General features: G+C 62.4%; 16 protein-coding genes. All 16 read left to right on the plus strand.

Features of this window, described 5'->3' with window-relative positions; translation table 11 throughout:
• Window positions 1–212 precede the first annotated feature (212 nt).
• The 16 genes from mraZ (at window position 213) to BN1120_RS05680 (ending at window position 18149) form a co-directional block, all read left to right on the plus strand.
• Entirely contained in the window at window positions 213–671 is a 459-nt protein-coding gene (gene mraZ, locus BN1120_RS05605) for a division/cell wall cluster transcriptional repressor MraZ (RefSeq protein ID WP_039040489.1), read from the plus strand.
• Window positions 672–1610, plus strand: a complete 939-nt coding sequence (rsmH, locus tag BN1120_RS05610) for a 16S rRNA (cytosine(1402)-N(4))-methyltransferase RsmH (protein ID WP_042015088.1) — start codon at window positions 672–674, stop codon at window positions 1608–1610.
• Window positions 1611–1613: 3 nt separating this feature from the next.
• Window positions 1614–1928, plus strand: a complete 315-nt coding sequence (gene ftsL, locus BN1120_RS05615) for a cell division protein FtsL (RefSeq protein ID WP_010675842.1) — start codon at window positions 1614–1616, stop codon at window positions 1926–1928.
• Window positions 1925–3691 (plus strand): peptidoglycan glycosyltransferase FtsI, encoded by a 1767-nt coding sequence (locus tag BN1120_RS05620; RefSeq protein WP_010675841.1) that lies wholly within the window; start codon window positions 1925–1927, stop codon window positions 3689–3691. The genes ftsL and BN1120_RS05620 overlap by 4 nt, the downstream gene beginning before the upstream one ends.
• Window positions 3692–3786: 95 nt before the next feature.
• The gene (gene murE, locus BN1120_RS05625; protein WP_039040490.1) at window positions 3787–5271 is read left to right on the plus strand and encodes a UDP-N-acetylmuramoyl-L-alanyl-D-glutamate--2,6-diaminopimelate ligase; all 1485 of its coding nucleotides are present in this window, start codon (window positions 3787–3789) and stop codon (window positions 5269–5271) included.
• Window positions 5268–6623, plus strand: a complete 1356-nt coding sequence (locus BN1120_RS05630; protein WP_042015090.1) for a UDP-N-acetylmuramoyl-tripeptide--D-alanyl-D-alanine ligase — start codon at window positions 5268–5270, stop codon at window positions 6621–6623. The genes murE and BN1120_RS05630 overlap by 4 nt, the downstream gene beginning before the upstream one ends.
• Window positions 6617–7699, plus strand: a complete 1083-nt coding sequence (mraY, locus tag BN1120_RS05635) for a phospho-N-acetylmuramoyl-pentapeptide-transferase (protein ID WP_010675838.1) — start codon at window positions 6617–6619, stop codon at window positions 7697–7699. Before BN1120_RS05630 ends, mraY begins: the two co-directional genes overlap by 7 nt.
• Before the next feature lie 3 nt (window positions 7700–7702).
• Window positions 7703–8986 (plus strand): UDP-N-acetylmuramoyl-L-alanine--D-glutamate ligase, encoded by a 1284-nt coding sequence (murD, locus tag BN1120_RS05640; protein WP_042015091.1) that lies wholly within the window; start codon window positions 7703–7705, stop codon window positions 8984–8986.
• Window positions 8983–10167 carry a cell division protein FtsW gene (gene ftsW, locus BN1120_RS05645; RefSeq protein ID WP_042015093.1) on the plus strand — a complete coding sequence of 395 codons (1185 nt, stop codon included), beginning with the start codon at window positions 8983–8985 and terminating at the stop codon, window positions 10165–10167. Before murD ends, ftsW begins: the two co-directional genes overlap by 4 nt.
• Window positions 10164–11231, plus strand: coding sequence for an undecaprenyldiphospho-muramoylpentapeptide beta-N-acetylglucosaminyltransferase (murG, locus tag BN1120_RS05650; RefSeq protein WP_010675835.1), 1068 nt, complete (start codon window positions 10164–10166; stop codon window positions 11229–11231). The genes ftsW and murG overlap by 4 nt, the downstream gene beginning before the upstream one ends.
• 110 nt (window positions 11232–11341) lie before the next feature.
• Entirely contained in the window at window positions 11342–12796 is a 1455-nt protein-coding gene (gene murC, locus BN1120_RS05655; protein WP_042015095.1) for a UDP-N-acetylmuramate--L-alanine ligase, read from the plus strand.
• 97 nt (window positions 12797–12893) lie between these two features.
• The gene (locus tag BN1120_RS05660) at window positions 12894–13646 is read left to right on the plus strand and encodes a cell division protein FtsQ/DivIB (RefSeq protein WP_042015185.1); all 753 of its coding nucleotides are present in this window, start codon (window positions 12894–12896) and stop codon (window positions 13644–13646) included.
• Window positions 13627–14886 (plus strand): cell division protein FtsA, encoded by a 1260-nt coding sequence (gene ftsA, locus BN1120_RS05665; protein ID WP_010675832.1) that lies wholly within the window; start codon window positions 13627–13629, stop codon window positions 14884–14886. The genes BN1120_RS05660 and ftsA overlap by 20 nt, the downstream gene beginning before the upstream one ends.
• A gap of 39 nt (window positions 14887–14925) precedes the next feature.
• The gene (gene ftsZ, locus BN1120_RS05670; protein ID WP_005305686.1) at window positions 14926–16077 is read left to right on the plus strand and encodes a cell division protein FtsZ; all 1152 of its coding nucleotides are present in this window, start codon (window positions 14926–14928) and stop codon (window positions 16075–16077) included.
• Between the two features lie 102 nt (window positions 16078–16179).
• Window positions 16180–17103 carry a UDP-3-O-acyl-N-acetylglucosamine deacetylase gene (lpxC, locus tag BN1120_RS05675; protein ID WP_010675831.1) on the plus strand — a complete coding sequence of 308 codons (924 nt, stop codon included), beginning with the start codon at window positions 16180–16182 and terminating at the stop codon, window positions 17101–17103.
• A gap of 140 nt (window positions 17104–17243) precedes the next feature.
• Window positions 17244–18149, plus strand: coding sequence for a M23 family metallopeptidase (locus BN1120_RS05680; protein WP_039040495.1), 906 nt, complete (start codon window positions 17244–17246; stop codon window positions 18147–18149).
• Window positions 18150–18194: the final 45 nt, after the last annotated feature.

The following is an 18194-nucleotide window of genomic DNA, read 5'->3' on the forward strand; positions in this document are numbered from 1 at the left end:
GCCGGGATGATTTAATTCCCCCATGAATAACTTGTGGAAAATCAATTCATTTAATCGGTAGTCCCATCACGCTGCGTCAATATGTTCCCCATGCCCGAGATCCTTGCTTGAAAAGCCCCCTGCTCGTCCTTAAACTTCATGGTGGAGAAAAGTGGATCAAAGTGGTTTTATTGGGCATCTAGCCTCCATAACTCACCTTCGGGGACTGCAATTTGTTGCGTGGCGCTCACGCCATCAGCCTGGACAGCAAGGGGCGGTTGGCGATTCCGACCAAATTTCGTGATTGGCTGCGCGACGAATGCGACGGTCAGCTGGTCTGCACCATCGACATCGCCCATCCCTGTCTGCTGCTTTATCCCCTGAATGAATGGGAAGAGGTGGAGCGCAAGCTGAAGACCCTTTCCAGCACCAACCCGGCGGAACGCCGCCTGCAGCGTCTGCTGCTCGGCCACGCGGCCGAATGCGAACTGGATGGCAATGGCCGTCTGCTGCTCAGCCAACCGCTGCGCAGCCATGCCGGGCTGGACAAGAAAGTCATGCTGGTGGGCCAGCTCAACAAATTCGAGCTGTGGGATGAAGCCCGCTGGCAACAACAGATCAACGACGACATCCTGGGCCTGCCCGAGGACGACTGGGCAAGTTCACCACGACTACAGGATTTTTCTTTATAAATGACCCAAGCCGCTGAACACATCACAGTGCTGTTGCACGAAGCCGTCGAAGGGCTGGCCATCAAGCCGGACGGTATCTACGTCGACGGTACCTTTGGCCGGGGGGGTCACTCTCGTCTCATTCTCCAGCATCTGGGCCCGAACGGCCGTCTGATCGCCATCGACCGGGATCCCCAGGCCATTGCCGAGGCGGCCAAGATCCAGGATCCCCGTTTCGAGATCGTGCACGGTCCCTTCTCCGGCATCACCCGCTATCTGACCGAGCGCGGCCTGCTGGGCAAGGTCGATGGCTTCCTGCTGGATCTCGGTGTCTCCTCCCCCCAGCTTGACGATGCCGAACGTGGCTTCAGCTTCATGAAGGACGGCCCGCTCGACATGAGGATGGATCCCACCTCCGGTCAGAGCGCCGCCGAGTGGCTGGCCCGTGCCGATGTGGACGACATCGCCTGGGTGCTGAAAACCTTCGGTGAGGAGCGCTTCGCCAAGAAGATTGCTCGCGCCATCGTGCACGATCGGGTGACAGAGCCCTATGTGCGCACCCGCCAGCTGGCGGAGATGATTGCCCGGGTCAACCCGAGCAAGGAGAAGGGCAAGCACGCGGCGACCCGCAGCTTCCAGGCCATCCGCATCTATATCAACAGCGAGCTGGACGAAATTGAAACCGCCCTCAACGGCGCGCTGGACGTGCTGGCTCCTCACGGTCGTCTCTCCGTCATCAGCTTCCACTCTCTGGAAGATCGGCTGGTAAAGCATTTTATTCGCAAGCATGAGAAAGGTCCGGAAGTACCCCACGGGATCCCTCTGACCGAAGCCCAGCTGGCCGGTGGTCGCAAGCTGAAGTCGATCGGCAAGGCACTCAAGCCTTCCGACCACGAGGTCAATGAAAACACCCGGTCCCGCAGCTCGGTGCTGCGGGTCGCAGAGCGTCTTGCGGAGTAAGCGATGAGCGACGTGCGCGTTCACCTCGCCAGGGAGATCGTTGCGGATCTCTGGCGCCACAAGTTGCAGGTCCTGTTGACCGTCGCCGTGCTGGTCACCGCCTTTGCGGTGATCCTGGTGACCAACATGACCCGGGGTCTGACGGCCAAGCAGAACGATCTGATGGCGGAGGAGGACAGGCTCAACATCGAGTGGCGCCACCTCTTGCTGGAACAGGGCACACTGGCTGAGCACTCCCGGGTGGCGAGTCTGGCCATGGACAAGTTGCAGATGGCTCGTCCCCTGGTGACCACTGAAAAGGTAATTACACAACCATGACACGCAAGGCCGCCACCAAGGCTCCGGCAAAGGACAAAGCCAAGGCGAAAGCACCCTCACTCTACCCGTGGCGCTTTCGTACCCTGGTTTTCTTCATCGGCATCGCGTTTGCGGGGCTGATCCTGCGGCTGGCCTGGATCCAGGTGATCGATCCGGACAGACTGCGCCAGGAGGGGGACATGCGCTCCCTGCGCACCACCTCCACCCAGGCGGTGCGCGGCATGATCACGGACCGCAATGGCGAGCAGCTTGCGGTATCCGTGCCGGTCGAAGCGGTCTGGGCCGATCCCAAGACGGTGCATGAGTCCGGTGCCATCCACAACGAGCGTGCCTGGCTGGCACTCTCCGCCGTGCTCAAGCTCGACATCAACACCCTCAAGCATCGCATCGCCAACCCGAGCAAGCGCTTTGTCTATCTGCAGCGTCAGGTGACGCCTGCGGTGGCCGAGTACATCAAGGGGTTGAAGCTGGGGGGCATCTATCTGCGCCCCGAGGCGCGCCGTTTCTACCCGACCGGCGAGATAAGCTCCCACCTGGTGGGGGTGACCAACATCGATGGCAGCGGCATCGAGGGGATTGAGCGCAGCTACAACGAGTGGCTGACCGCAACCCCTGGCGAGATGAGGGTGCGCAAGGACAGGCAGGGCCGCGTCATCGAGCGCCTGGGCCTGGTGAAAGAGGGCAAGCACGCCAACGATCTGCAACTGAGCATCGATCAGCGGGTGCAGGCGCTGGCCTATCGCGCCCTCAAACGGGCTACCGACGAGAACAAGGCCACCTCCGGCTCCATGGTGATGCTGGATGTGAAGACCGGCGAGGTGCTCGCCATGGTGAACACCCCCTCCTACAACCCGAACAACCGCGGCCAGTACCAGAGTTTCCGGGTGCGAAACCGGGTGGTGACCGATACCTATGAGCCGGGCTCCACGGTCAAGCCATTGATTTTGCTTAGTGCCTTGCAAGCCGGTGTCACCAGCTGGAAGGACTTCATCCCGGGCGGCCCCCTCTTCATCGGGGCCAAGCAGATCCGTGACGTGAGTATCCACAAGGCGACCAACCTGTACGACATCCTGCGCTACTCCTCCAACATCGGCATGTCGCGCATCGCGCTGCGGATGCCGGCCCAGGAGATGATCAACACCCTGAGCATGGTGGGCTTCGGCATGGACACCGGCAGCGGCCTGATGGGGGAGAGCAGCGGCATGCTGCCCCAGCGTCGCCGCTGGTCCGACATCGAGCGAGCCACCCTGTCGTTCGGTTATGGTCTGCGAGTGACCCCGCTGCAGCTGGCCTCCGCCTACGCCACCCTGGCCAACAAGGGCAAGCGGGTACCGCTCTCCATCATCAAGGTGACCAAGCCGCCCAAGGGTGAGCAGGTCATCGATCACAACAACGCCGCTGCCATGTTGCAGGCGCTGGAGTACGTGGTCAGCAATGCCATTCCCAAGGCCCAGATCCCCGGTTATCGGGTCGGTGGCAAGAGTGGTACCGCCAAGGTGGCCGTGGCTGGGGGCTATGGCAAGGACTACATGGCCTGGTTTGCCGGTTTCGCGCCAGCCAGCAATCCCCGTTTCGTCATGGTGGTGGTGATCAACGAGCCCAAGGGGGATGCCTACTACGGCGGTGCCGTGGCGACCCCGCCCTTTGCGGAGGCCATGGGAGGCGTGTTGCAGCTCTTCAACATCCGTCCCGATGCGATCCCGCCCGAGGTACCCGCCAAGCTTGCCCGCACGGAGGCCAACAATGGCGCACCGCGTACTTGACGGGCATCCGGCTTTCTCCATCGGCCCCGCTGCTGTCGGGGCGTTTTCCATGGCGTGTAAGAGCGCCCGCATTCCCGCATTTTCGGAGGCTTCCCATGCCGCCCCGCACACTTGATCAACTGATGAGCCGCTTCGGCATCGATGCCCCGGCGCTTTCCCTCACCGATCTCCAGCTCGACAGCCGGCGGGTCGGTCCCGGCTCGCTCTTCGTGGCGATTCGTGGCCATCAGGTGGATGGCAGGCGCTTCATCGAACAGGCGGTGGCTCAGGGAGCGACCGCCGTGCTGTTTGAGGAGGACGGAGAATTCGTCCCTCCGGCGACCCAGATCCCCTGCATCGGCATGAGGGATCTTCCCGCTCGTCTCTCCGAGCTGGCCGGTCATTTCTACGGTCACCCTGCGCAAAAGCTGCAACTGGTGGGCATCACGGGCACCAACGGCAAGAGCACCACGGCCCTGCTGGTGGCCAACTGGCGCACCCTGCTGGGGGGCAAGGCCGGGGTCATGGGCACCATAGGCAACGGTCTGTTTGGCGAGCTCATCGAAGCAGAGAACACCACGGGCAGCGCGGTCCAGGTGCAGGCCAATCTGGCCGCCTTGCAGCAGCAGGGGGCCGATCTGGTGGCGATGGAGGTCTCCAGCCACGGTCTGGTGCAGCATCGCGTGGCGGCCCTGCCGTTTGCCGCGGCAGTCTTCACCAACCTGAGCCGGGATCATCTGGACTATCACGGCACCATGGAGGCCTATGCCGCCGCCAAGGAGGAGCTGCTGAAGCTGGTGGATGAGCCTTGCGCCGTCATCAACGCCGATGACCATCTGGGACGGCAATGGCTGGCGACCTATCCCGGTGCGGTGGCCTTCGGGGTTCATGGTCCGATTGAAAACCATGCCGGACGACAACTGACGGCGCAGGATCCCCATTTCCACCAACAAGGTTTTGATACGCGCATTAACTCCAGCTGGGGGAATGGTGTATTATCCGCCCCCTTGCTCGGCCGCTTCAACGTCAGCAACGTGCTGGGCGCCATGGGCGCCATGCTGGTGCTCGGCTACGACTTCGATGACCTGCTGGCGACGGCCCCCAGACTGCAACCGGTGACCGGTCGCATGGAGTGCTTCGGCGGTGGCGATGCGCCGCTCGCCGTGGTCGATTACGCCCACACCCCGGATGCGCTGGAGAAGGCATTGCAGGCCCTGCGGGTGCACTGTCACGGCCGGCTCTGGTGCCTGGTGGGTTGTGGTGGCGACAGGGATCGCGGCAAGCGTCCCATGATGGCTGCCATGGCGGAGCAGCATGCGGACTGCGTGATCCTGACCGACGACAATCCCCGTACCGAGGAGCCGGCCCGGATCATGGCCGACATGGTGGCGGGTCTTCGCGATCCCGGCGCCGTGCAGATCGAGCACGACAGGACCAAGGCAATCCAGCTGGCACTGAGTCAAGCGAGCAAAGAGGACATCATCCTGGTGGCCGGCAAAGGCCACGAGGATTATCAGATCATTGGAACCGACAAGCGGCACTACAGCGATCGGGAAACCGTCGCAGCCGCCTTGCACACATTAATGGAGTCATTCAAATGATGACCCTCAGGCTTGCCGACCTGGCGCAGGTGCTCGATGCCCGTCTGATCGGGGGCGACCATGAGATCACGGCGGTCAGCACCGACACCCGTACCCTGGGCGCGGGGGCGCTGTTCGTGGCCCTGCGCGGCGAGCGTTTCGACGCCCACGATTTCTGCGACCAGGCGGTTGCCGCCGGCGCCAGTGCCCTGCTGGTGGAGCGCGAATTGCCGCTGGCCATTCCACAACTGGTGGTGGGCGACACCCTCAAGGGGCTTGGGCGTCTGGGCAGGCTGGTGCGCGAGCGCATCAATCCGAAAGTGCTCGCCATCACCGGCAGCTGTGGCAAAACCACGGTGAAGGAGATGGCGACGGCCATCCTGCGTTGTGAAGGGGGGGTGCTGGCTACCGCCGGCAACTTCAACAACGAGGTGGGGGTGCCGCTGACCCTGCTGCGCCTCGAGCCGCAACACCAGTTCGCGGTGATGGAGCTGGGAGCCAACCACCCGGGCGAGATCGCCTGGACCACGTCGCTCGCCAGACCCGACGCCGCCATCATCAACAACGTCGCTGCCGCGCACCTGGAAGGCTTTGGCTCCCTGGAAGGGGTGTTCCATGCCAAGAGCGAAATCTTCGAAGGGTTAGGCGAGGGCGGCACCGCCATCGTCAATGCCGACAACGAGTTCTGGCCGAAGTGGCGTGAAAAGGGCATCCACTGCGCCTTCTCCCTCGAGGATCAGCGTCAGCCGTTCCACGCCCGCGACATCGTGCTCAACGAGCAGGGTTGTGCTGGGTTCGTGATGGTGACGCCCCAGGGAGAGGTGAACCTGACCCTGGCCATTCCGGGTCGCCACAACGTGGCCAACGCCCTGGCTGCTGCCGCCGGGACCCTGGCGCTGGGCGCATCGCTTGCGTCCGTCAAGGCGGGGCTGGAGCAGATGGCGCCGGTCAAGGGCCGTTTCTGCGTGCAACGCTGGGGTGGCCTCACCCTGGTGGACGACACCTACAACGCCAGCGTGGAGTCCGTACTGGCGGGTATCGATGCCCTGACCGCCATGAACGGCTACAAGGTGCTGGTATTCGGTGACATGAAGGAGTTGGGTGAGGAGTCCGCCGCGCAGCATGCCCGGGTCGGACACCACGCCCGTGAGCAGGGCCTCGATGCCGTGCTGACCGTAGGGGAACAGAGTCGCCACACCGCAGATGCCGCGGCTGGCCGACATTTCGATAACAAGGCGTCGTTGTTTGAAGTGCTTGCGCAAATGATAAAGACACATCAGGAAATTTCGATTCTGGTCAAGGGCGCCCGTGGCTCCCGCATGGAAGATATCGTCGAGATGGTCAAGGGCCATCAGGAGTCAGCCACATGCTAGTCTGGCTGGCGGAACTGCTCACCCCGCACTTCACCTTCTTCAACGTCTTCTCCTACCTGACGTTTCGCGCCATCCTGTCGATCATCACCGGTCTGGTGGTGGCGCTCTGGATGGGGCCGCGCCTCATCCGTCGCCTGCAGATCATGAAGTTCGGCCAGGTGATCCGCAACGACGGTCCCGAATCCCACCTCAGCAAGAAGGGCACCCCGACCATGGGCGGCCTGATGATCATTGCCGCCATCTTCACTTCTGTGCTGCTCTGGTGCCGCCTCGACAACCCCTATGTCTGGCTGGTGCTGTTCGTGCTGGGGGCCTATGGTGCCATCGGCTTTGCCGATGACTATCTCAAGGTGGTGCGCAAGAACACCGACGGCCTCATCGCCCGCTGGAAGTACTTCTGGCAGTCTGCGGTCGCGCTGGGTGTGGCAGTCTTCCTCTACGCCACGGCCACCCACGATGGCCAGACCCAGCTGGTGGTGCCCTTCCTCAAGGATGTGATGCCCCAGCTCGGCCTGATGTTCATCCTGCTGACCTACTTCGTCATCGTCGGTACTTCCAACGCGGTCAACCTGACCGATGGCCTGGATGGCCTCGCCATCATGCCGACCGTGATGGTAGCGGGGGGCTTCGCCCTGATCGCCTGGGCGACCGGCAACGTCAACTTCGCGAACTACCTGCACATTCCCTACGTGCCCTACACCTCCGAGCTGGTGATCGTCTGTACTGCCATCGTGGGCGCGGGGCTGGGCTTCCTCTGGTTCAACACCTACCCGGCCCAGGTCTTCATGGGGGACGTGGGTTCCCTGGCCCTGGGCGGCGCGCTCGGTACCATAGCCGTGCTGGTGCGCCAGGAGTTCCTGCTGGTGATCATGGGGGGCGTCTTCGTGATGGAGACCGTCTCGGTGATCCTGCAGGTCGGATCCTACAAACTGCGCGGCGTGCGGATCTTCCGCATGGCCCCCATCCATCACCACTATGAGAAGAAGGGCTGGCCGGAGCCGCGCGTCATCGTGCGCTTCTGGATCATCACCCTCATGCTGGTGCTGCTTGGCCTCGCCACCCTGAAGGTGAGGTAAGCCATGGTCATCATCATCGGACTCGGCAAAACCGGACTCTCCTGCGTCGATTACTTCCTCGACCGCGGCGTCACGCCGCTGGTGATGGACACCCGTGCCAATCCGCCGGGCAAGGACGAGCTTCCCCCTGAGGTAGAGCTCATCCACGGGCTGGACGCGGAGCGGCTCAAGCAGGCGCACATGATAGTGGCGAGCCCGGGCATCGCCCTGGCGACTCCGGAGTTGAAGGCCGCCGCCGAGTTCGGGGTGCGCATCGTCGGTGACATCGAACTGTTCGTGCGTGAAACCCAGACACCCGTCATCGCCATCACCGGTTCCAACGGCAAGAGCACGGTCACCACGCTAGTGGGTGAGATGATCGCCGAGGCGGGGCTCAAGGTCGGTGTGGGGGGCAATATCGGCACCCCGGCGCTGTCGCTCCTCAAGCAGCCCATGGATCTCTGCGTGCTGGAGCTCTCCAGCTTCCAGCTCGAGACCACCTACAGCCTGCGGGCCGCCGCCTCCGTGGTCCTGAACCTCAGTGAAGATCATATGGATCGCTATGCCGGCATGGCGGATTACCGCGCCGCCAAGATGGAGATCCATCAGCACTCCCAGCACATCCTGATCAATCGCGACGATCCCCAGACCCTGCCCGATGTGGGTCAGGTGTGGCAGAGTTTCGGCCTCGACTGCAACGGCTACGGTCGCTGCGAGCTGGAGGGCCGTCACTGGCTGACTTTGCACGGTGAGCCGCTCCTGGCGGTGGACGAGATGAAGATAGTGGGTGCCCACAACCAGGCCAATGCCCTGGCGGCCATGGCCCTGTGCGATGCGGTGGGCATTCCCCGCGAGGCACAACTTGCCGTGCTGCGCCGCTTTGAAGGCCTGCCTCACCGTGCCCGCTTCGTGCGGGAGGTAAATGGGGTGCGCTGGATCAACGACTCCAAGGCCACCAACGTGGGGGCGACCCTGGCCGCCGTGGCCGGGGTGCGTGAAGCGGTCAAGGGCCGCCTGCTGCTGCTGGCCGGTGGCCAGGGCAAGGGCCAGGACTTCGGCCCGGTGCAGGCCCTGCTCGGCAGCCAGATCGATCACATGTACTGCTTTGGCCAGGATGCCGAGGTGCTGCTGGCCCTGGGCGAACAGACCGAGCGGGTTGCCGATCTTGACGCTGCTGTCGCCAAGGCGGCGGCCGACGCCAGGCCCGGAGACTGGGTGCTGCTGGCGCCGGCCTGCGCGAGCCTGGATCAGTTCAAATCCTTTGAAGCGCGCGGCGATCGCTTCACCGAACTGGTGATGGGCTTATGAACGCCCTGCGCGTGGTTGCGGGATTCTTGCAGCGCTGGTTGCTACCGGCACGCCCCGCTGGTCTTTACGATCGGCAACTGGTGGTACTGGCTCTCGCCCTGATGGGCGTCGGGCTGGTGATAGTGGCGTCCGCTTCCATTCCTGAGGGGATCGCCATCAACAACGATCCCTTCATGTTCGTGAAGCGCCACGGCATGTTCCTGGTGATGGCGCTGGGTATCTCCTGGTTCGTGTTGCAGGTACCCATGGCACGCTGGCAGCACTACAACGGCCCCATGTTGTTGCTGGCCATCGTGCTGCTGGTGATGGTGTTGCTGGTGGGGCGCAGCGTCAACGGCTCGGTACGCTGGCTGCCGCTGGGCCCCTTCAACCTGCAGCCGGCCGAGTTCGGCAAGCTGGCGCTGTTCGTCTATCTGGCGGGTTATCTGGTGCGCCGTCAAAGCGAGGTGCGCGAGCGCTTCATCGGCTTCATGAAACCCATGGCGGTGCTGTTCGTGGTGGCCATCCTGCTGCTGGCCCAACCGGATCTCGGGTCAGTGGTGGTGATGTTCGTCACCTCCCTCGGGATGCTGTTCCTGGCCGGTGCCCGGCTGGTGCAGTTCATCGGTCTCATCCTGGTGGGGGTGAGCGCCGTAGTGACCCTGATCATCGCGGAGCCCTACCGGATGCGGCGGGTGACCTCCTTCCTCGACCCCTGGGCCGATCCCTTCGGCAGCGGCTATCAGCTGACCCAGTCCCTGATGGCCTTTGGTCGGGGGAGCTGGTTTGGCGAGGGGCTCGGCAACTCCATCCAGAAGATGGAGTACCTGCCGGAGGCCCACACCGACTTCGTGTTCGCCATTCTGGGCGAAGAGCTGGGCTACGTGGGGGTGCTTGGCGCACTCTTCCTGATTTTTGCGCTGGCGGTGAAGGCGCTCAAGCTGGGTCACCAGGCGCTGGTGGCCGAGCGGCTCTATGAAGGTTATCTGGCCATCGGCATCGGCATCTGGTTCAGCTTCCAGACTTTCGTCAACGTCGGTGCCGCCAGCGGCATGATGCCTACCAAGGGGCTGACCCTGCCGCTGGTCAGTTATGGCGGCTCCAGTCTCATCATCATGATGGTGGCGGTGAGCATGTTGATTCGTATCGATTTCGAGTTACGCCAGGCGAGTGCCCAGGCGCGCGTGCGGGAGGTTGTGTGAGCAAGACGTTACTGGTGATGGCGGGTGGTACCGGGGGCCATGTGTTCCCCGGCCTGGCCGTCGCCGATCGCCTCAAGGCCCAGGGCTGGACCATCCACTGGCTCGGCACTGCCGACCGGATGGAGGCGGAGCTGGTGCCTGCCCATGGTTATCCCATCTCCTTCATCGACATCCAAGGGGTGCGTGGCAACGGCATCAAGCGTCTGCTCGCGGCGCCCTACCGTGTCATCAAATCCGTGCTGCAGGCCCGCCAGGTGCTCAAGACCATCCAGCCCGATGTGGTGCTGGGCATGGGGGGCTTCGCCTCCGGCCCGGGTGGCGTGGCCGCCTGGCTGTCCGGCATTCCGCTGCTGCTGCACGAGCAGAATGCCGCCGCCGGCCTGACCAACAAGCTGCTGGCCCGTATCGCCAGGCGGGTACTGATGGCCTTCCCCGGTGCCTTCGCACCCAATGCCCGCACCGCCGTGGTGGGCAACCCGGTGCGCCCCGAGGTGGTGGCGCTGCCGGATCCCCAACTGCGCAGCAGCAGCGATCCTCTGCGCCTGCTTGTGGTCGGTGGCAGCCTGGGGGCCCGGGTCCTCAACGAGCAGGTGCCTCCTGCGGTTGCAGCTGCCGGTGTGCCCATCGAGGTGCGTCACCAGTGCGGCAAGGGCAACGGGGAGGCCGTGGCTGCCTCCTATGCCGGGCTGGGGGTCGAGGCCGAGGTGAGTGAATTTATCAAGGACATGGCGGATGCCTATGCCTGGGCGGACCTGGTGGTGTGCCGCGCCGGCGCATTGACCGTCTCCGAAGTGGCCGCCGCTGGTGTGGCCGCCATCTTCGTGCCCCTGCCCCATGCGGTGGACGATCACCAGACCCGCAACGCCCTGACCCTGGTCGACGGCGGTGCGGCCGAGTTCCTGCCCCAGTCCGAGCTGACGCCGGCGGCTCTGGCGTCGCGCCTATCCTGGCTCGCCGGGCGCAGGGAAACCCTGTTGAACATGGCCCAGGCCGCGCGCCGGGTCGCCATCATCGATGCCGCCGAACGGGTTGCCGATGAGTGCAAACGGCTCGCCACCGGCTGAGCCAAACGAGATGGAAGGCCAAGATGTGCCGCCAAGGCCCCGCTTCTGTCTTCGAACTGATGAATGTCGCCGAATGAAAATGGCCTGTGGCCGCGAATTGAGAAAGAACTATGACCAAGGTTGAACTGGCAAAACTGCGTACCGTTATCCCCGAAATGCGCCGCGTGCGTCGCATCCACTTCATCGGCATCGGTGGCGCCGGTATGGGCGGTATTGCGGAAGTGCTTGCCAATGAAGGGTATCAGGTGACCGGCTCGGATCTGGCCCGCAACGGGGTGACCGAACGCCTGGCCTCTTTGGGCGCACACATTTTTGTCGGTCACAGTGCCGAGCATGTGGACGGTGCCAGCGTGGTGGTGGTTTCCACCGCCATCAAGCAGGACAACCCCGAGCTGCTGGCTGCCCGCGAGCTGCGTATTCCCGTGGTGCGCCGCGCCGAAATGCTGGCGGAACTGATGCGCTTCCGTCACGGCATCGCCATCGCTGGGACCCACGGCAAGACCACCACCACCAGTCTGGTGGCGAGCATCTATGCCGAGGCGGATCGCGACCCCACCTTCGTCATCGGCGGTCTGCTCAACAGCGCCGGCACCAATGCCCGCCTGGGCAGCAGCCGTTATCTGATTGCCGAGGCGGACGAGAGCGACGCCTCCTTCCTGCATCTGCAACCCATGGTCTCCATCGTGACCAATATCGAAGCGGATCACATGGACACCTATGGTGGCGATTTCTCCAGGTTGAAGGCCACCTTCATCGGTTTCCTGCACAACCTGCCGTTCTACGGCCTGGCCGTGGTGTGCGTGGATGACCCCGTGATCCGCGGCATGCTGCCGGAGATCGCCCGTCCTACCCTCACCTACGGTCTGAGCGATGATGCCGATGTGCAGGTGCTGGACTTCGTGCAGACCAGCAATCGCAGCCGCTTCCGGGTGCGCCGGGCAGGGGCGGGTGAGCTGGAGGTGACCCTGAATCTGCCGGGCATCCACAACGCCCTCAACGCCGCCGCTGCCATCGCGGTGGCAACCGAAGACGGCATCGGCGACGAGGCCATCATCCAGGCGCTCGCCAAGTTCGAAGGGGTGGGTCGCCGCTTCCAGCAATATGGCGAGTTCGAGACGGGTCGCGGCAAGGCCATGCTGGTGGACGACTACGGTCACCACCCGAGCGAGGTCAAGGTAACCATCAACGCCGCCCGCGCCGGCTGGCCCGAGAAGCGGCTGGTGATGGTGTTCCAGCCCCACCGTTACAGCCGCACCCGGGATCTCTACGAAGATTTCGCGGATGTGCTTTCCAAGGTGGACGTGCTGGTGATGCTGGAGGTCTATGCCGCCGGTGAGGAGCCCATTCCCGGTGCCGATGGCCGTGCCTTGTGCCGTTCCATCCGCTCCCGCGGCACCCTGGAGCCCATCTTTGTCGCAACGCCGGATGATGTGCCCGCGGTGCTGGCCGACCTGATTGGCGAGGGGGATCTGGTATTGACCCAGGGGGCGGGTAACGTCGGTGCGCTGGCCCGTCGTCTCGGCGAGATGAAATTGAGCGTGGATAGCATGAAATCCGGTGCCTGAGGGCCCAATGAGTATTTTGACCGCCAAGCCGAGGCCTATATAATGGCGAACCGGTCTGCAAGTGGCCGGCATGGCGCGTTTTACGGGGATCGATCGGGTGGAGGCAAGGGCACAAGGGCGCACCAAGGGGGGCTTCATCGCCGGGGTGGCATTTTTCATCCTGGTCATGTGGGGGCTCTACCAGACTGCGCTGGATGTTAAAGACTGGCTGACGGATGCCAGTCGGTTGCCCATGAGCGAGCTGTTGCTGCAGGGGCAACACGAATATTTGAAGGCCGATGAGTTGCGTGCTGCCGTGCTGGATGGTGCCGAACTTCGCAACTTCTTCGAGCTGGATGTGAACGAATTGCAGGCGCGTCTGAACGCCCTGCCCTGGGTGGCCCAGGTCTCGGTGCGAAAGAAGTGGCCGAACAAGATCAAGGTCTATCTCACGGAACAGGATGTGGCGGCTCGCTGGAACGGCAACCGCTTCGTCAACACCAAGGGTGAGGTATTCAGTGCCCCGGACAGGGTGAAGAAGCCCCTGATGCAGTTGTCCGGGCCCGATGGTCAGGCCGCCAAGGTGCTGGAAGCCAGCCATCAGTACGAAACGCTGCTGGCGGCCAAGGGATACAAGTTGCTGGGGGTGAATCTGACCCCCCGCCATGCCTGGGAACTGACCCTGGATGGCAACATTCAGCTGTTTGTGGGGCGCTCGGATATCGCGCTTCGTCTGCAGCGGTTTATCGATGCCTTTCCGGTCATCGAGCCTCGTGAGCGGGTTGCTTACGTGGATCTTCGATACGACACCGGGATGGCAGTTGGCTGGAAGAAAAGCGAAGAGAAAGTGAATGACCAACACCGCAGATAGAAATTTGATTGTCGGACTGGATATCGGCACGACCAAGGTGGCGGTACTGGTTGGCGAAGTATTGCCCGATGGCGAACTCAATGTCATCGGCATGGGCAGCCACGCTTCTCGCGGGATGGAGAAGGGCGGGGTCAATGACCTCGACTCCGTGGTCAAGTCCCTGCGCCGCGCGGTGGAAGAGGCCGAGATGATGGCAGACTGCCAGATCAGTTCCGTCTATCTGGGGCTGTCCGGCAAGCACATCGATTGCCGCAACGAGACCGGCATGGTGCCCATCTCCGACGAAGAGGTGACCCAGGAGGATGTGGACAACGTCATCCACACCGCCAAGTCGGTGCGGTTGTCTGACGAGCTGCGGGTGCTGCACGTGCTGCCCCAGGAGTTCGCCATCGACTATCAGGAAGGGATCAAGAACCCGGTCGGCCTCTCCGGCGTGCGGATGGCAGCCAAGGTGCATCTCATCACCTGCCACAACGACATGGCGCGCAACATCGAGAAGTGTGTGGAGAAGGTGGGTCTGCGGGTGGATCAGCTGATCTTCTCCGCCCTGGCCTCCAGCTACGCCGTGCTGACCGAAGACGAGAAGGAGCTGGGTGTCTGCGTGGTGGACATCGGTGGCGGCACCATGGACATGTCGCTCTTTACCGGCGGCGCCCTGCGTCACACCAAGGTGATTCCCTATGCCGGCAGCACGGTGACCAGCGACATCGCCTATGCCTTCGGCACGCCGCCGCTGGATGCGGAGGCGATCAAGGTGCGCTACGGCTGCGCCCTCGGCCGCCTGGTCAGCAAGGAAGACAATATCGAAGTGCCCAGTGTCGGCGGTCGCCCGGCGCGCAGCCTGCAACGGCAGACACTGGCGGAAGTGATTGAACCCCGTTACACCGAGTTGCTCTCCATGGTGAATGACGAGCTGGTGCGGGTGCAGAGCGAATTGAAGGCACAGGGGGTCAAGCATCAGCTGGCCGCCGGTGTGGTCTTGACCGGTGGCGCGGCCCAGATCGAAGGCATTGTGGAGTGCGCAGAGCAGATCTTCCAGAGCCAGGTCCGGGTGGGCGAACCCATGAATATCCGGGGATTGAGTGACTACGTACAGGCACCGGTGTACTCGACTGCGGTCGGGTTGTTGCAGTACGGCCGCACCAACCAATCCACCGGCAGTAACAAGGAATATGCCGCCAAGGCAAGCGTAGGTGGGCTGGTCAAACGGGTCAGCAACTGGTTGCGTGGCGAGTTCTAAAGATTTTGCTGAGTCAGGCAAATAAAGCGGAGAGACAACATGTTTGAATTTATGGATAGCCACACTGACGAAGCCGTCATCAAGGTGATAGGTGTGGGTGGCGGCGGCGGCAACGCAGTCGAGCACATGGTTCGTCAAAACATCGAAGGTGTCGAGTTCATCACCGTGAACACCGACGCCCAGGCACTGCGCAACTCCAGTGCCAATACCACCTTGCAGATCGGCGGTGGCATCACCAAGGGTCTGGGTGCCGGGGCCAACCCGGAAGTGGGTCGTGACGCCGCCATGGAAGACAGGGAAGCGCTGCGCGAGCTGCTGACCGGTTCCGATATGGTGTTCATCGCTGCCGGCATGGGTGGTGGTACTGGTACAGGTGCTGCACCGATCGTGGCCGAAGTGGCCCGCGAGATGGGTATCCTGACCGTTGCCGTCGTGACCAAGCCGTTCTCCTTCGAAGGGAAGAAGCGGATGGGCTTCGCCGCTCACGGCATCGAAGAGCTCTCCAAGAACGTCGACTCCCTGATCACCATCCCCAACGACAAGTTGCTGAAGGTGCTGGGTCGCGGCATCTCCCTGCTGGACGCCTTCAAGGCGGCCAACGACGTGCTGCTGGGTGCAGTACAGGGCATCGCCGAGCTGATCACCCGCCCGGGCCTCATCAACGTCGACTTCGCGGACGTACGTACCGTGATGCGCGAGATGGGTACCGCCATGATGGGTACCGGTTCCGCCTCAGGTGACGATCGTGCCGAAGAAGCGGCCGAGAAGGCCATCTCCAGCCCGCTGCTGGAAGACGTGGATCTGGCCGGTGCCCGCGGCATCCTGGTCAACATCACTGCTGGCATGGACATGACCATCGAAGAGTTCGAGACCGTGGGTAACGCGGTCAAGGCCTTCGCGTCCGAGAACGCTACCGTGGTGGTGGGTACCGTAATCGACCCGGAAATGCACGACGAACTGCGCGTTACCGTAGTGGCGACCGGTATCGGTGCCGAGCGCAAGCCCGACATCACTCTGGTCAAGAACAACATGGTTCAAGAGCGTCCGGCCCGTCAGCCCCTGATCAGCGAAGCCCTGCAGTCTCGCGTGATGGAAGAGGCCCCGGCCAAGGTGGTGAACGCCGAGCCGCAAGCTCGTCGCGAACCTGATTATCTCGATATTCCTGCGTTCCTGCGCAAGCAGGCAGACTAAGCCTCTGATGGCTCTGGTTTGTTTGTTGCTTAAGGATTGTGCTAAGATGGCCCGGCAACGACCATCTGGTCAGGAATTTGAGCTGTTAAAGCGGATACGCCCATGATTAGACAAAGAACCTTGAAAACGAGTGTCCAGGCCACCGGTGTGGGCCTGCATTCGGGCCGGAAAGTCACTATGACGTTCCGTCCGGCGCCTGTTAACACAGGGATCGTTTACTTGCGTACCGATCTGAATCCTGTGGTCGCGCTGCCAGCCAACGCCGATCAGGTGCGTGATACCGTGCTTTGTACCGCTCTGGTGAACGAAGCCGGTGTTCGCGTGTCGACCATCGAACATCTGTCTGCCGCTCTGGCCGGGATGGGCATCGACAACCTCTATGTCGAGGTTGATGCCCCCGAGATCCCGGTAATGGACGGCAGTGCGCATCCGTTCATCTATCTGCTGCAGGAAGTGGGTATTCGTGAACAGAACGCACCCAAGCAGTTCGTGCGGATCAAGCAGAGCATCCGGGTTGAAGACGGCGACAAGTGGGCGGAATTCCACCCCTATCGCAACGGCTTCAAGATGGATCTCGAGATCGATTTCCAGCATCCGGTGTTTGAAGGCCGCAACCAGCGTTGCGTGCTGGACTTCTCCGGCAGCTCCTTCGTGAAAGAGATCAGCCGCGCCCGTACCTTCGGCTTCATGCGTGATATCGAGTACCTGCGTTCCCAGAACCTGGCACTGGGCGGCAGCCTGGAAAACGCCGTGGTGCTGGATGACTACCGGGTGCTGAACGAAGATGGTCTGCGCTACGAAGACGAGTTCGTGAAGCACAAGATGCTGGATGCCATCGGCGATCTGTACATGTGCAATCGCAGCATCATCGGTGAATTCCGTGCATACAAGACGGGCCATGCCCTGAACAACAAGCTGCTGCGTGCCCTGCTGGCCCAGCAGGAGGCCTGGGAACTGGTGACCTTCGAGGGTGAGGGCGACAAAGCGCCTATCGCTTACTACGACAACGGTCTGGTTCTGGCCTGATAGCTGTGCAACAGGACGTCGGTCATCTCTCCGCACCGACGTCCTGTCATTTGTTTATTCCATCCTTTAATACCGATTATCTCCCGGTTTTATTGCCCGTGCAGGCCCTTGGCCTCACCTGACCGAGAAGACAGATTTCTATGAGCATTACCCTGATCCTCCACGGTAAGCAGCGCCGCAGGTTGCACTTACCCAAACAACGTCTGGCCTGGGTCGGCGGTATTCTCTTCACTGTATTGGCCTTGGGGGGCGGCTGGCTCTGGCAGAGCTGGCAGCAGAAAATGGAGGCGCTGGAAGTGGCGCTGACCCTGGCGCAGCAGCAAAAATCCACGCAAGGGGCCGATGAAGCCCGCGAACAGCTTGCCATGCTGGCCGCCCAGGTGGGCACCATGCAGGGACAACTTGGTCGCCTCAACGCCCTCGGCGAGCGCCTGACCGAGAAGGCGGACCTCGATCCCGAGGAGTTCAACTTCAAGGAGCTGCCCCCGATGGGCGGCCCTTCCTACGATGCAGACCTGGAAGTCAGCCTGGGTGAGCTGCAAGATTCCATGGAACACCTCAGCCGTCAGCTCAGCAGCCGCGAAGAACAGCTGTCGGTACTTGAATCCTTCATCATGAACCACCATATCACCGATGCGGGTTTCATCCCCGGCTCACCGGTCAAGCAGGAGCGTGTCTGGATCTCCTCCGGTTTCGGTGGGCGGGTCGATCCGTTCAACGGTCGCGCCAAGATGCACAAAGGGGTGGATTTCCGCGGCAGGCCCGGCACCCCCATCCTGGCGACAGGCAAGGGGATTGTCAGCTGGGCGGGGCGCCATCCGGAGTTTGGCAACATGGTGGAGATTGACCATGGCAATGGTCTGGTCACCCGCTATGCCCACAATTCCAAGTTACTGGTGGATGTGGGCACCCTGGTCGATGAGGGCCAGAAGATTGCCCTGATGGGGCGAACCGGTCGTGCAACCGGAGTTCATTTGCATTACGAAGTGTTGAAAGATGGTCGTCAGGTCAACCCCGCGCGCTTTCTGAATGCCAGACGGGGTTAGGTTTTTTCTTCAGGTTCCAGTGACGGAACGCTTATATAACCAAAA

It is taken from the genome of Aeromonas caviae (assembly GCF_000819785.1).
Lineage (GTDB): Bacteria > Pseudomonadota > Gammaproteobacteria > Enterobacterales > Aeromonadaceae > Aeromonas > Aeromonas caviae.

Excerpts from the sequence above, each read along its gene's own strand:
- rsmH (WP_042015088.1), top strand. The coding sequence starts at position 672 with ATGACCCAAGCCGCTGAACACATCACAGTGCTGTTGCACGAAGCCGTC.
- ftsL (WP_010675842.1), top strand. The coding sequence starts at position 1,614 with ATGAGCGACGTGCGCGTTCACCTCGCCAGGGAGATCGTTGCGGATCTC.
- BN1120_RS05620 (WP_010675841.1), top strand. The coding sequence starts at position 1,925 with ATGACACGCAAGGCCGCCACCAAGGCTCCGGCAAAGGACAAAGCCAAG.
- murE (WP_039040490.1), top strand. The coding sequence starts at position 3,787 with ATGCCGCCCCGCACACTTGATCAACTGATGAGCCGCTTCGGCATCGAT.
- BN1120_RS05630 (WP_042015090.1), top strand. The coding sequence starts at position 5,268 with ATGATGACCCTCAGGCTTGCCGACCTGGCGCAGGTGCTCGATGCCCGT.
- mraY (WP_010675838.1), top strand. The coding sequence starts at position 6,617 with ATGCTAGTCTGGCTGGCGGAACTGCTCACCCCGCACTTCACCTTCTTC.
- murD (WP_042015091.1), top strand. The coding sequence starts at position 7,703 with ATGGTCATCATCATCGGACTCGGCAAAACCGGACTCTCCTGCGTCGAT.
- ftsW (WP_042015093.1), top strand. The coding sequence starts at position 8,983 with ATGAACGCCCTGCGCGTGGTTGCGGGATTCTTGCAGCGCTGGTTGCTA.
- murC (WP_042015095.1), top strand. The coding sequence starts at position 11,342 with ATGACCAAGGTTGAACTGGCAAAACTGCGTACCGTTATCCCCGAAATG.
- ftsA (WP_010675832.1), top strand. The coding sequence starts at position 13,627 with ATGACCAACACCGCAGATAGAAATTTGATTGTCGGACTGGATATCGGC.
- ftsZ (WP_005305686.1), top strand. The coding sequence starts at position 14,926 with ATGTTTGAATTTATGGATAGCCACACTGACGAAGCCGTCATCAAGGTG.
- lpxC (WP_010675831.1), top strand. The coding sequence starts at position 16,180 with ATGATTAGACAAAGAACCTTGAAAACGAGTGTCCAGGCCACCGGTGTG.
- BN1120_RS05680 (WP_039040495.1), top strand. The coding sequence starts at position 17,244 with ATGAGCATTACCCTGATCCTCCACGGTAAGCAGCGCCGCAGGTTGCAC.